The organism is Pseudomonas siliginis, from assembly GCF_019145195.1.
Lineage (GTDB): Bacteria > Pseudomonadota > Gammaproteobacteria > Pseudomonadales > Pseudomonadaceae > Aquipseudomonas > Aquipseudomonas siliginis.
Genome location: NZ_JAHSTW010000010.1, coordinates 1 through 13,144, shown reverse-complemented (window position 1 = coordinate 13,144; position 13,144 = coordinate 1). Strand labels below are relative to the sequence as shown.

9 protein-coding genes and 1 pseudogene are annotated in these 13,144 nt (G+C 54.9%); 3 read left to right on the top strand and 7 right to left on the bottom strand.

The window, feature by feature from the left end:
- Positions 1–248: 248 nt before the first annotated feature.
- The gene (locus KVG87_RS19615; protein WP_076566039.1) at positions 249–1,355 is read left to right on the top strand and encodes an NADH:flavin oxidoreductase/NADH oxidase; all 1,107 of its coding nucleotides are present in this window, start codon (positions 249–251) and stop codon (positions 1,353–1,355) included.
- Between the two features lie 177 nt (positions 1,356–1,532).
- On the opposite strand, the gene KVG87_RS19610 is transcribed toward KVG87_RS19615, so the two are convergent.
- Positions 1,533–3,161 carry a glucan biosynthesis protein D gene (locus KVG87_RS19610; RefSeq protein WP_071174494.1) on the bottom strand — a complete coding sequence of 543 codons (1,629 nt, stop codon included), beginning with the start codon at positions 3,159–3,161 and terminating at the stop codon, positions 1,533–1,535.
- A gap of 403 nt (positions 3,162–3,564) precedes the next feature.
- Here KVG87_RS19610 and KVG87_RS19605 point away from each other — a divergent pair, with 403 nt between their 5' ends.
- Positions 3,565–3,750 (top strand): hypothetical protein, encoded by a 186-nt coding sequence (locus KVG87_RS19605; protein ID WP_016771524.1) that lies wholly within the window; start codon positions 3,565–3,567, stop codon positions 3,748–3,750.
- Between the two features lie 177 nt (positions 3,751–3,927).
- Complete coding sequence (locus KVG87_RS19600) at positions 3,928–4,659, top strand: tellurite resistance TerB family protein (protein ID WP_130899438.1); 732 nt, start codon at positions 3,928–3,930, stop codon at positions 4,657–4,659.
- A gap of 294 nt (positions 4,660–4,953) precedes the next feature.
- Here KVG87_RS19600 and KVG87_RS19595 read toward each other — a convergent pair whose 3' ends face one another.
- From KVG87_RS19595 to KVG87_RS19570, 6 genes and pseudogenes are all read right to left on the bottom strand, one after another.
- Complete coding sequence (locus tag KVG87_RS19595) at positions 4,954–5,385, bottom strand: hypothetical protein (protein WP_217852184.1); 432 nt, start codon at positions 5,383–5,385, stop codon at positions 4,954–4,956.
- Between the two features lie 669 nt (positions 5,386–6,054).
- Positions 6,055–6,471 (bottom strand): hypothetical protein, encoded by a 417-nt coding sequence (locus KVG87_RS19590; RefSeq protein WP_217852182.1) that lies wholly within the window; start codon positions 6,469–6,471, stop codon positions 6,055–6,057.
- Between the two features lie 346 nt (positions 6,472–6,817).
- Positions 6,818–7,249, bottom strand: coding sequence for a HEAT repeat domain-containing protein (locus KVG87_RS19585; protein WP_217852180.1), 432 nt, complete (start codon positions 7,247–7,249; stop codon positions 6,818–6,820).
- Positions 7,246–12,021 carry an RHS repeat-associated core domain-containing protein gene (locus tag KVG87_RS19580; protein WP_217852178.1) on the bottom strand — a complete coding sequence of 1,592 codons (4,776 nt, stop codon included), beginning with the start codon at positions 12,019–12,021 and terminating at the stop codon, positions 7,246–7,248. The genes KVG87_RS19585 and KVG87_RS19580 overlap by 4 nt, the downstream gene beginning before the upstream one ends.
- Positions 12,021–12,758 (bottom strand): DUF4123 domain-containing protein, encoded by a 738-nt coding sequence (locus KVG87_RS19575; protein ID WP_217852176.1) that lies wholly within the window; start codon positions 12,756–12,758, stop codon positions 12,021–12,023. The genes KVG87_RS19580 and KVG87_RS19575 overlap by 1 nt, the downstream gene beginning before the upstream one ends.
- Positions 12,748–13,144 (bottom strand): annotated as a pseudogene (locus KVG87_RS19570) (DUF2345 domain-containing protein); the annotation flags it as partial. The pseudogene KVG87_RS19570 and the gene KVG87_RS19575, both read right to left, overlap by 11 nt.

Genomic DNA, 13,144 nt, shown 5'->3' with positions numbered 1-13,144 from the left:
CGCTCCCACAGGTACGGTGCAGTCTTGTGGGAGCGAGCTTGCTCGCGAAAGTGTCCTTTCACACACTGAATTACTCTGAACCCTCCGTCATTCCCGGTTGTCGACTAGGCTCTAAGCACTGCTTGATTGGCCTTGTGACGTCTTGTCGGATTTTTGCCCGCGGGGGCGGGTGCTGCACCCTTTTTCTGTCACTCGTCGACTTTTCAAACAGAACCCTGGAGCCTGCCCACTGATTCGAGAGGTGCCCCATGAGTCTGCTGCTTGAACCCTTTACCCTGCGCCAACTGACCCTGCCCAACCGCATCGCCGTGTCGCCGATGTGCCAGTACTCCAGCGTCGACGGCTTGGCCAACGACTGGCACCTGGTGCACTTGGGCAGCCGCGCGGTGGGCGGTGCCGGTCTGGTTTTCACCGAAGCCACGGCGGTGACCGCCGACGGGCGCATCACCGCCGAAGACCTTGGACTGTGGAACGACGAGCAGATCGAACCGCTGCAACGCATCACTCGCTTCATCACCGCCCAGGGTGCGGTCGCCGGTATTCAACTGGCCCACGCCGGGCGCAAGGCCAGCACCCACCGGCCTTGGATCGGCAAGCATGGCAGTGTCAAACCCGAGGACGGCGGCTGGACCCCGGTCGGGCCATCGCCGATTGCCTTCGACCCGCAGCACACCCAACCGAAGCAGCTGGATGAAGGGCAGATCGCCGAAGTGATCCAGGCCTTTGTCAACGCGGCCAAACGCGCGCTGACGGCCGGGTTCAGCGTGGTCGAGGTGCATGCTGCGCACGGCTATCTGCTGCATCAATTTCTTTCGCCGCTGAGCAATCAACGCCGCGATCAGTACGGTGGTTCGTTCGAGAATCGTATCCGTCTGGTGCTGCAGGTCACTGAAGCGGTGAGGGCGGTATGGCCGGAGGAATTGCCAGTGTTTGTCCGCGTCTCGGCGACTGATTGGGTCGAAGACGGCTGGAATCCGGATGAGACCGTGGAACTGGCGCGTCGCCTTCACACGCTGGGCGCCGATCTCATTGACGTGTCTTCAGGAGGGACTGCTGCAAACGCGGAAATCCCGGTCGGACCCGGATATCAGACGCGCTTCGCCGAGCGTGTACGCAAAGAGTCAGGCATCGCCACCGGTACTGTCGGAATGATTACCGAGCCGGCCCAGGCCGAGCACATTCTGCGTACCTGTCAGGCTGATATCATTTTCCTCGCCCGAGAGCTGCTGCGCGATCCGTACTGGCCGCTGCATGCCGACGATGATCTGGGTGGGCGCAAAGCAGTGTGGCCGGCGCAGTATCAGCGCGCGACCCATCGGGATCAGCCGATTCATGAATCGGATTTGCGCGATTGATTGAAGGCTGGAAAGCAAAAGCCCCGAGCCGGTGAGGGTCGGGGCTTTTCTATTCGGCACAATTTTGCGTTGTCAGGCGGGCCTCTTCGCGAGCAGGCTCGCTCCCACAATAGGAATGCGGACCCCTGTGGGAGCGAGCCTGCTCGCGAATGACGCCAGAACAGTCGCCTTAGAACCTCAAGGGTATTTACGCTTGTCCGGCGCCGGCGGGAAATACTGGTACAGCCAGGTCTCGCTCAACGTGCGGTCATTGGTGCGAATGAACAGGCGCAGTTCCACTGGCTCGACACTGTCATTGGTCGGATACCAATCGAACAGAATCCGGTAACCCTTGATGTCATCCAGCACCAGCACGCTGAAGTCCTGCACCTTGCCGTTGGAACAGGTAATCACCGGCTCGATTCCAGTGCCCTGTGGCAGGCGCTCGAGGCCGCCACCGGTGAAGTCCACGGCAAAGCGCCGCGCCCAGACCGGCGGGTAGTGTTCACCCGGCGCCCAACCCTCGGTGAAGCCGCCCATGCCCGAACGCGTAGCGTGCACCCGCGCCAGTGGCGTGCCGACCGGTGGCAGGGCGCTCCAGTACAGCTTGTACCCGTAGTTCAGCGAATCACCGGCAGCCACGGGTTTCTTCGGCGTCCAGAAGGCGACGATGTTGTCCAGCGTCTCGCCGGTCGTGGGAATTTCCAGCAGATCAATAGAGCCTTCGCCCCATGCGGTTGTCGGTTCTACCCACAGGCTCGGGCGCTTGCTGTACCAGTCGACGGTGTCTTGATAGTTGGCGAATTCGTGGTCGGTCTGCACCAGGCCGAAACCCTTCGGGTCCTTGTCGGCAAATGCGTTGAATTGCAGCGTCGCCGGGTTGTTCAACGGACGGCAGATCCATTCACCGTTGCCGCGCCACATCGCCAGGCGATCGGAGTCGTGGATCTGCGGGTGGATGGTGTCGCACATGCGCCGTTCGTGGGTGCCGCAGCTGAACATGCTCGTCATTGGCGCCACGCCGAGTTGTTCGATGGTGGTACGAGCATTGATGTGCGCGTCGATTTCCATGACCACGCGCTCGGCCTGGCAATCGATGTCAAAGCGATAGGCGCCGGTCGCGCTCGGCGAGTCGAGCAGGGCGTAGACCACAAAACGCGTGGCGTTCTTGTCAGGCGTCTCGAACCAGAACTTGGTGAAGTCGGGAAACTCTTCGCGTTTCTTCGCGTAAGTGTCGATGGCCAGGCCGCGCGCGGAAAGGCCATATTGGCCAGTGGCATCGACCGCACGGAAATAGCTGGCGCCGAGAAACGACACCACGTCATGCCGATCCAGCTCCGGCGCCTTGAACAGTTTGAAGCCGGCAAAACCCAGGTCGCCCTTGAGCTGCTGGGTGTCGACCGAAGTGTTCTCGTAATTGAACAGCGCCGGGCGGAAGTGCACTTCGCGCGCCATGCGTGTCTTCGGATCAACGCTGTACATGCGCACCGGTTGACGGAAACCCATGCCGACGTGGAAGAACTGCACGTCCAGCTGACCTTTGTTTTCCTTCCACAAGGAATGCTCGCCGTCGTAGCGGATCGCGTTGAAATTTTGCGGAGTCATGGTCGCCAGGGTTGGCGGCAACACCTGTTTCGTATCCTGATAGGCATTGCCGGCGAGCTGCTTGGCCTGACGCTTCAACGCCTCGAAATCGAAGGCCTGAGCCTCGCCATCGGCGGCGCCGCCATTGGCTGCCCAAGCGCGGGCGGCCAACAGGCCCGACGCGGAAAGACCGGTATAGGCCGCAATGGCCATGGACGCTTTGAGCAAATTCCTGCGGTGCATAAATACAACCTGTCGTGTGCAATCCAGCGCCGTTCCTGGCACCTGTCGGATCGGAAATTACGGTTCGGTCATGCCTTCGGCCAAACGCAACGGACTATAAACAGATGCCCGCTAGCTTAATCGGTTCGATTGTCGGGCAAAAAGGCTTGTTTGCGTTGCGTCATCTGGCAATGAAACAAGACATGTCTGTAATTTTTCTGACAGGGCTCTCTGATTTAGAGGGCATATCTGCTTTTTTCGATTAATTACTCTAAAAACCACTTTTCAACGCCGATTTAATTCCTATTCTATGGGCAAGACCGGATACAAGCCTTCGTGCCGGCGGGGCACACGACGCTGCTCGAAGAGGCAGGGCGATGTGAGGTTCAGCAGTTTCTTGACTCAATAGAGAAGGACATCGTCCATGGCAAAAATACAGGGCATCACCGAAATGTTGGGCATCTTTCCTTGCTTGGGCGGCGGGCGCAGAAGACGCCGTCTCAATTCCGAGGAATTGAAACTAGTGGAACGTTATCGAGAGCTATCGGAAAGCGACCGGATCGCCATGCGCTATCTGGTGGATGCGATGCGGAGTGTTTCGCGGTTTTAAGGAGGAGGGGAGAAGGGGGCAGGTCGAAAGGCCTGCCCCTTTTCATTGGGTAACGCTCGGAACGGGCCCTTCTGAGTGGCGAGCAACATCTCGAAGCACCTTCACGGGGCGGATTGGGGCACTTTCGAACTAGGCTGAGTGCCTTAGATCCGGATAACCCTTGTTTGGAGACGGAACATGAACACCCGTGGATTGCTCGATCAACTGCTCAAGTCCGGGCAGGAAATGCTGCAGAACAAGGCCGGCGGCGCTTCCAGCAAATCGGCTGCCAGCGGGCTTGGCGGCTTGCTCGGTGGCTCGTCTGGCTCCAGCGGCCTCGGCGGCCTGCTTTCAGGCGCGGGTGGCGGCGCATTGGCCGCAGGCGCGATGGGCCTGCTGCTCGGCAATAAAAAGGTCCGCAAGGTCGGCGGCAAAGTCGCGATCTACGGCGGCCTCGCCGCGCTGGGCGTACTGGCTTACAAGGCGTACGGCAACTACAACGCCCAAAAAGGCAGCGCACCCCAACGCGAACCGCAAACCCTCGACCGCTTGCCACCCGCTCAAGTCGAGCAGCACAGCCAGGCAATCCTCAAAGCCCTGGTCGCCGCCGCCAAAGCCGACGGCCACATCGACGAGCGCGAGCGCGAACTGATCGAAGGCGAATTCACAAAGCTCGACAACGATCAGGAACTGCAACACTGGCTCCACGCCGAACTCAACAAACCCCTCGACCCCACCGACGTCGCCCGCGCGGCGAGCACGCCGGAAATGGCGGCGGAGATGTATATCGCCAGTGTGATGCTGGTGGATGAGGAGAATTTTATGGAGAAGAGCTATCTGGATGAACTGGCACGGCAGTTGAAATTGGAGCCGGGGTTGAAGGTGGAGTTGGAGAGGCAGGTGCGGTTGGTGGGGGCGGATAGCGTGTAATCGTAGTGGCGATCGCCCGGCATCAGCAGGCGGTTGCCCTTTTACGTTAGCTAGACTTACTGCGTTTCAGTAGTTTCCGTAACGGCGTTGAATCGATCTTTGTCCCGATAGCGGACACTGCGCATGCCGCTGGCTCTGTACATACTTTTGGCACTGACCGGGTAATAGAGCTGGCAAATAGATCACTAGCAATCGGTGATTAGCGCACTGACGTCGTCGCCAGATCAGTGTTATTTAACAGTCGACCATTGAGGTCTGAGTCGGCGGGCCTGCCGTCGAGCAAGTTTCCTTCTGCTAGAAGTATTTGAATGGGTATGTGTCTCCCGTGATTATTATTGAATCTTTCTCTGTATATACGCTGTTGATGTTGTTGATAACCAATTGTGGGTTGGTTGGGTTTTGAAAAAGATGATAGAAGAGTTCGAAGTGTAGATAATCTTCGATCAAACTTGCTGCTAGAATTGGATGGGTGTTCAGAAGTTCGTTAAAAGTTGGGTAATCAACTGTCGCAAGCTCTGGGATGTCCATATAGCCTTGCTCGGTATCATCAATCCTGCATTCCGAAATAAACGTGTCTGCAATGGTTTTAAACTCTCTTGGAAAGTCGCCGGGTTTGATTTGCAGTATGTAGGGCTGAGTCTTGATCGTAACCGCCTCTCCGAATCCCAAGCTTCTATAAGATACGGTGCTTGGATTGACTGCGTTGCCCGAGCACTTAAATATCATGGTTTTGCTTTCGCTGTTATAAGTTTGGTTGTCGAGATTTTTTTACCCGAAAGAAAACTCCCCTTGCACTACAAGTCTGAGGCCTTTCCCAAAACAATCGCATCGGCATCGGCATCGGCATCGAACGCAGACTGCTTTAGCTTAGGGTGTTGCTTAAACAATTTTTTGCTGAGAGAGTAGCGCCGCCACATCCTATGTATTAGCCAAAGTCAGGTCCACTGCTTTCCCCGTATACTTCAGATTTGTAAAGGCTGCATCAGATTTGTTTAACTCTATGTAGTGTGTGGTCTAAAGTTTTTTCAAGGCCGCTCCAAGTTTTGGCGGTGTCGGTGAATATTGGAAATTCTCCAAGCTTGATTTGCAATTAATGAAATTCTAAAAGTGCCATTTTTGCTAAATAATAGATGCCATCCGATGTCTATTATTTGTTCCAGGCCAGTAGTTGGGCTCGTCGTGATTTTTGCTGTTCACGTCCAGGTTGTCGGTGTATTCGTAGCGGGTAGTACTGCCGAGTTCGTTCTATTCGGCAGTTACGCGATCGTCAGTTGTTGGTATACGCGCGCGTGGTACGCTGAGCAGATTAGATGTGCCAGGTGACTCGCGGCGTTTCATTTGTAAAAAAGCTGCATTGAGAAAGGGCAAGCATCGAAAATCTTGTGTCGACACTTCCTATGTTTTGAAAACTCGATAGCCGGCATCAAAGACGCTTATGGTATGCATGTTGCTGTAATTCACTTCGAATATTCCTTCAATTGGCGGTTGCGTGCGTTTCGCCTGTAAATTTAGAGTTTCTGCCACGTTTCGAAGTTTATGGTATGTTGCTATGTAGACATGATCGGAAGCGGAGAAGTCAAGAGTTATCTTTTGGGGTGAAATAATCGCAAGATTGATTAGTAGTTGAGGTGATGTGAATGATCTACCTCCAATGTCATAGATTTTGTCTTTATTTTCCAGTTTGGGTCTGTAAATTTCATGTAATAAGTAGTCTTTCCCTTGATCTAAGACTCTTACCAGTTTTTCGTGACCTTTTATTTTTTCAAATGTAACGGCTGCTTTTTTGATTATTAGGAAGCCATCCTCGTCCATGTTTTCTAGAAAGTTTAAGTCTTGGCTTTCTATTGAAGACGTTATTGGCTAATCTAATAGGTTGAGAACAAAATTGAAGATTTCTACTTGGAATTTTTCCTTTATGTTTTCAGTGGGAGGGATATTCATGTAGGATATAATTCCGCCTGCATCGTCGTAATCGATTGCACCAAAATATCTGTAATGTCAATGTAGATATTCATATTGCTTTTTTGATTGCCGATTGATTATAGGCTGTCTTAATTAATTGTTGGTTCTTTATTGGCGCCTTTTTGGTAAGTGGCGTTGGGCGTTTGTCGGTAATATTTTAAAAGTTCGCTTATACAAGATTTGGTGGGCTTGGCTATTATATTTCTGATGATTCTGCTTTCGCAAGTAAACTATATATTTCTGGTTCTATTTCACTTTTTGGTGTGGTATCTATTATCTGCTTTACATGGTGAGAGTATTTTTTTTCAATCGGTACTTCGGCCCAGTCGAGCTCGTAAATAGAAATAATTTTAACGTCTTTATATTCCGATTTTGAAAGTAGAGTCTTTAAAATTTCTATGGCTTGGGTGGTACGATTTTCTCCAAGTGAAACGGCGCATCTTTGTTGCCAAAATTCCGGCATTTTGAGTATTGCTTTTTTTAGGACTTCCCAGTCCTTATCACTGAAGTCTATGAGTACCGTTTTAGCAACTAGCTCGGTGCTGTATTCAGTCCATGGTGAATCTTCAGATTCACCTATCCATGAGCAGAGCTTTTTATATAGATTTTCTTCATTGCCAGTCGTCATGGTGTTGCTCCCGTAGGGTATGAAGAAGTGATGACATCGTTTTCTTTAATAACCTGCCATTGAACTCCGTCCACGATTTTGGTGTGTTCGGTCACTACCGCGCCTGGATCGTTCCGTAACACTCTGCCTGGCTCTGCTGCTACCTCATCAGTAACTCTCAAGATTTTCGCGTCACTCCAAGATTTCGGCGCAAATGTATGTCTATTTGGAGACTTTGCTGCAGACCAGCCGATGGTTCCATCCTTACGCTCTAAAATCATTTTAAAATTTTTAACGCTGGTAGTTCCGTCCTTGTTAGTGCTGACAATATCGTACTGATATTTTGGAGAGTTCATAACCTGCGCCGAATGACCGCCTACTGGTTTGTTATGGCCGGGGCTCCGTGTGCCATACAGTATTTTGTTCTGCATTGCCTTGGGGATCGGTCCGGTATAGGGCGCTTCGGGGCTGCCGTCATCAACTTTCGATTTTTTTTCTTCTTGGTCAGTTCGGTTACCTGATGAATCTTTATCTCCGGCTCCGGGACATGTATTCAATCCTAGCGGATCCACCCACCCCGTAGGATTGGTCACGTACTGGTAGCTGTTCAACCCACCCGCAAGCTTGATCGGGTCCGGCGTCAAGAACCGCCCAGTGCTCGGATTGTAGTAGCGGTGGCGGTTGTAATGTAACCCTGTCTCGGCGTCGAAATACTGCCCTTGAAAACGCAGCGGATTATCGATTTCGCTGACATCCAGCGCTGCGAGGTTGCCATAGGCGCGGTACTTCGCGGACCACATGATTTCGCCACTGTAGTCGGTGAGCTCTTGCGGAGTGCCGAGGTGGTCGAGTTGATAGTAGAACGGGGCCGCTTTTAGCGGGCCTTCGTCGTCGAGCATTGCCAACGGGCGGAAACTGCCCGGTTCGTAGATGTAGCTGCGATAACGATTTTCTGCGCTTTCGGCGATGAGGCGTTCGCCTTGCCAGAGGAATTCAGTGGTGTGGCCGTCGACGGTTTTCTCGATGCGGCGGCCGAAGGCGTCGTATTTGTAAGATGCGGTGCTGCCTCCCGGCAGGCTGACGCCGATCAGGCGGTGCTGGCAGTCGTAGCGGTATTCGGTGACGAGCTTCTGGCCGGTGCCGCGACGCTCGCGGATCAGGTTGCCGTACGCGTCGTAATCGTAATGGCGGTCGCCTTGCATCAGTAGGCGGTTGCCTTTGACGTTTGCGAGGTTCGCAACGGGCAGGTCATTTTGTCCGAGGAGGTTGCCTGCCGGGTCGTGAGCGAAGCTCTCTGGCATGGCGCCGCGTACGCTGATCAGTCGGTCGAGTGGATCGTAGTGATAGCTGCGGTTGCCTTTGCGGCTGTCGTTAATACCGGCGAGGTTGCCGTTGGCATCGTAGTTGTAGCGACGCTGGAACAGGTGTTTGTCCCGTTGGCTGACGCTGTGTGCCTGTAGTCGGCCCTGTTCATCGTATTGGTATTGGCTAAGCAGCGAGCCTTGTTGGCGCTGTTGCTCGCGGCCTGCATTGAATTGGTGGCTGGTCAGGCGTGAACCGTTCAGGTCGATGTTGCTCAGGCGTCCACCGGACAAATGACGGTAATCGAGCGTGCAGCCATCCGGCAGACGGCAGTGGCTGAGTTGGCCGACGTTGTCGTAGGCGTAACGGGTGGTGCCCCAGCCCTGATGTTCGGTGATCAAGCGATCTTGCACGTCGTATTCATAAGCGAGCGGCCAATGGCCGTCGTCGACGTTTACCAGGCGACCGAGTGCGTCGTAGCTGTAATGAATCTCTTCGCCATCGGGCAGCGTCTTGACCAGCAAACGGCCTGCGGCATCGCGCTGGTATTCGGTAACCAGTTCACTACCGTCGTCACCGAACTCGGTTTTCTTCAGCAGTTGGCCGTTCAGGTCGTACTCGTACGCGGTGCGACGACCGTCGAAGCCGGTTTCCTGCTGGATCAGACCGTTGGCGTAGTAATCGAGATGGTAATGCTCGCCGCGCTCGTTTTCGATTTCAGTGAGCAGCAGGCGCGAGTTGTCGTAGCGGTAGCGAAGTTGGCTACCGTCGGGATTGATGCGGCGGCTGACGAGGTGCAGATTGTCGGCGTATTCGTAGCGGGTGATACGGCCGAGCTCGTCGCGTTCGGCGGTGACTCGACCGTATGCGTTGTATGTAAATGCCCGTGTTGCTCCACCGGGCAAAGTAATTTGTGCCAGGCGATTCGCGGCATCCCATTGGAAGTGCGTGATTGCACCGTTTTCGTCCTGACGTGTGATCTGCCGGCCGAGTGCGTCGTAACGGTATTTGCGCTGACTACCATCGGGCAGGCGCTCTTCCAGAAGCTGGCCGAGACTATTCCAGCCCAACTGGTGCCGGCTGCCATCGGGCAAGCCGATTTCCTGCAAGCGGCCCCGACGGTCATAGCTGTAGTAGGTGGTGTTGCCTTCTGGATCTGTCTGTTGGGTGATATCGCCTTGATTGTTGCGCTGATATTTCCAGACTGCTTTACCGCGAACAACCTTACTTACGAACCCACGGCTGTACTCGTAGCCGGTCGGTTCGTCTTCTGGAGGTATGACTGCGACCAGGTGCCCTGATTCGCTGTATCGGTATTCGGTGATAGCTCCGAGCGGATTTTGCTCTGCGATCAGGCGTCCCTTTTCGTCATATGCCTTGAGATTTTCGGCTCCGTCCGGATCAATTTGAGCAACCAGTCGGGCTTGGTCGTCGTGGGTGTATATCTCTTCGCTACCGTCTGCGTTCGTGACAGTGACACTTCCCTTATCATCCCAAACGTAGCGAGTATCCATCTGCGAGAAGTTCGCCCAGTGATGAATACAGCGTGCAGATTTGCCCTCTCTTTCCCATTCCCAGTAGAAGCTGGCACCTCCGGCTAGACGGCGCTCGAGAATGACGTTTTGATCGTTATAGGCGTAACGCTCGGCTTCTCCAGCGGCGTTTTTCGCTTCAATCAAGCGGTGTTGCGAGTCGTAGGCATAACTGATTATCGTCTGGACAGTGGTCCATCCGTCTTCCAGATTGTCTGCTGGTGTGAACTGTTGATAGTCGACCGCCACAATATGCGTGCGATCGTAGCGCAACAGCAAGGCACGACCGGCACCATTGTCGATACGTTTGATCCGACTGTGAATATCGCGCGTGACATGAAGGCGGTTGTCGTATTTGTCACTGATGGCTATCAGTGTTGCGCCTTTGCGATCGTAGCGGAAGTGATAGAACTGAGCATGCTCACCAGCCTGAGTGAGAATAAGTTCTGATGGATCGTCCCCGATGAAGATGGCTGCTTCCGAGAGGCTATTGGTTATCGCCGGGCGTTGAATGCTTGGAAGTGGGAAGGTGATCACCCGGTTTTCATGATCGGTCCATACCACTTCATCGACGTTGATTTCTAACCGCTGTGCTAACGCGTGGCTCCAGCCAAAACCCAGCCCACAATCGATTTCCGCTGCGCTGGTTCTATAGAGACGAGTCCAGCTAAATGGTACAGCCCCTCCGAGCTCTCCATCGGTCAGCGTCAGTAGCTCTTCGCCAGTGACCATGGAGACCGGGCAGCCGTTAGTGCAAGTGTTCTTTGCGCAAGTTGCGCTTTTTTCATCTGGGGTCTTGGATTGTGCAGGGGCATCGTGCCGGGTTTTCGGGGTTTCGACGGTGGTCACACGCTTCCCATCAAAACGCAACTCGGAAATCCCGTTTCTGACCTTCGCCGTTACCCCTCGGGCCGCCACAGCGGTGTACTTTGCGACATACTCCATAAAGCCGTTGATGATCTTGAACACCGACTTCACGAAGCCGATCACAGCCTTGATGACAAGCTCTCCGTACTTCTTGAGTCGGGCCGCAAGGTAGATGACGCCGGTACCTTCTGCCGCGATGGTCAATACCACGCCGATCACGATGTCGATCGCAATGCCAACGACAATTGCCGTGGTCATCTTCGCTACATCGCCCGCCATCTTCATCGGCGGCAAGCCCGCCAGCCAGATCACCGCACTGCGCACCAGCAAAAACAAAGCCGCTTCGTCACTGGCCAGCAACATGGCCTTTTTCATGATGTCCGGCGAGCTTTTGGCGACTTTGATCAGCTCGTCTGCGCCAGCGCCGAGATCCTTGGCGAATTTCTTCGGATCCTGGAGGATATCGAGCACAAGGCTGATGCCGTCCCACACACCCTTGATGGCCTCCCAGCCACCTTCAAGAATGCCGTTGCCGATGGCCATGGCTGTGCCGGAGGTCGAAAGATTCGACCATTGCGGTTTGAAGCCGGCCCATTCCTTGCGCAGGAAACCTTCAAGGTCCGCAGTCACGCCGCTGTAAGAACTGAAGAGGGCGTCGATCTGCGCCGGGGTCACTTCGTTATGGACGCGAATTGTGTAGAACTTGCCGGGCACACCGCCGGTCCATGCGGCTTTGCCTTGGGCGTCGAGTTTGACCTTGCTGACAGCACCACCGTCCACGGCCACGATTTCGACTTCGATATCGCCGACGGGAATGTCGTAAACCGATTCGAATTTGCTCTCGATCAGCAACGGACCCTTGAGCGGACATTGAGCTACGTTCGAGGTGAAGTTACCGTCGGTCATGCTCACCGTTTTACTGGTGTTGCCCGCCTTGATGACACGCTCCATGCCCAACAAGGACGGCATGTCCGCGGCACGGCTACCCTTGTCGAGAGCCTGTGCGTACCAGGTTTTTGTTTGTTCCTGATACAGCTTCAGACTGTCCTTGAAGGTGTTCAGTTGGTTGTCAACAAAGGCAACGCGATCCATCAGCCTTGCTCCAGAATCAGGTGGTTTATCAATGCTTCTTTAAGATTTTGCGGCGCATCCGGGCGGCGCACGAAGCGGGTGATTTTCAGCTTCAGATTGTTCTCGGGCCATGCGGTGTAGAGGTCCGGGCGGTCTTCTTCCAGCCACTGCATCAGGTTGCTGACCAGCGTCGCCGGATTGTCCTTGCTCAACCCTTCCAACAACCCCTTCGGCACCTCCCACCACGGCCAGTCCCGCACCTTCGGCACCACCCGCGTGCCGACTTCCAGCGCCTGTCCATTAATCAAATACCGCTCAAACACCGGCAGCACTTCTCCAGCCTTCTCCCCAAGCCCCCGCAGAATCGGATAAATATGCCGGCCATCCCAAAACCGGAAAAACACCTCGGTGCCATCCGGCATTTTCACCTGCGTCAGGCTGCGCAGGTGTTCGAACACTTCGTTCGGTTCTGAACGCGATACCGCCAGCCAACCCCAGTCGAGGGCGTCGGTTTCGGCGATCCATGGCAGGAAGGCGGAGTTGCCTTTGAGTTCGGTGAGGTAGGGCATCACCGGTTGCCAGGTGGAGTAGGGCGTGCCGCCCCAGATCGGGATGAGTTGGGCGGTGGGTTCGGTGAGGTACAGGGTTTTCAGGGCGTCTGCATCGCTGGCGGCGCTGATGATCAGGTACAGGCGCTCGCCACTTTGCAGCGGCTGGCGCGCCAGCCAGTCCTTGGGGGTGGTTCGTTCAGATGGCACAGGCACCTGCCTTGCATTTTTCGCATTCTTCACAGAACGGCGCGTTACGTTTGAGGGTGTTGATTTGCGCCGGGGTCAGGACTTGGCCGGCCTTGTCGGCATCCGCCTGTTTCAGCACGCCGGGCATCAACGGCGCGGCGCCCGTACCAACGCCGGGGCTGCCGCCAGAGTTCATGTTGATCACAGGGCCGCTCATGGTCACGCCACCAGCGTCAATCTTGATGAAGCTGCCGCCGCCGATCAGCGTGAGTTCGGCGCCGGCTTCCATCACCACTTTCATGCCGCTGCTCAGGTGGATTTCCTGTCCGGCGTCGATGAATTGGCCGGTGCCGATCTTGATGTGCTGGTTGACGCCGACGGTGAGGTGGTCGTTGGCGCGGGTTTCA

Bases quoted from the DNA above. Each gene is read 5' to 3' on its own strand.
- KVG87_RS19600 (WP_130899438.1), top strand. From the start codon at position 3,928: ATGAACACCCGTGGATTGCTCGATCAACTGCTCAAGTCCGGGCAGGAA.
- KVG87_RS19585 (WP_217852180.1), bottom strand. From the start codon at position 7,249: ATGACGACTGGCAATGAAGAAAATCTATATAAAAAGCTCTGCTCATGG.
- KVG87_RS19590 (WP_217852182.1), bottom strand. From the start codon at position 6,471: ATGGACGAGGATGGCTTCCTAATAATCAAAAAAGCAGCCGTTACATTT.
- KVG87_RS19605 (WP_016771524.1), top strand. From the start codon at position 3,565: ATGGCAAAAATACAGGGCATCACCGAAATGTTGGGCATCTTTCCTTGC.
- KVG87_RS19615 (WP_076566039.1), top strand. From the start codon at position 249: ATGAGTCTGCTGCTTGAACCCTTTACCCTGCGCCAACTGACCCTGCCC.
- KVG87_RS19595 (WP_217852184.1), bottom strand. From the start codon at position 5,385: ATGATATTTAAGTGCTCGGGCAACGCAGTCAATCCAAGCACCGTATCT.
- KVG87_RS19580 (WP_217852178.1), bottom strand. From the start codon at position 12,021: ATGGATCGCGTTGCCTTTGTTGACAACCAACTGAACACCTTCAAGGAC.
- KVG87_RS19610 (WP_071174494.1), bottom strand. From the start codon at position 3,161: ATGCACCGCAGGAATTTGCTCAAAGCGTCCATGGCCATTGCGGCCTAT.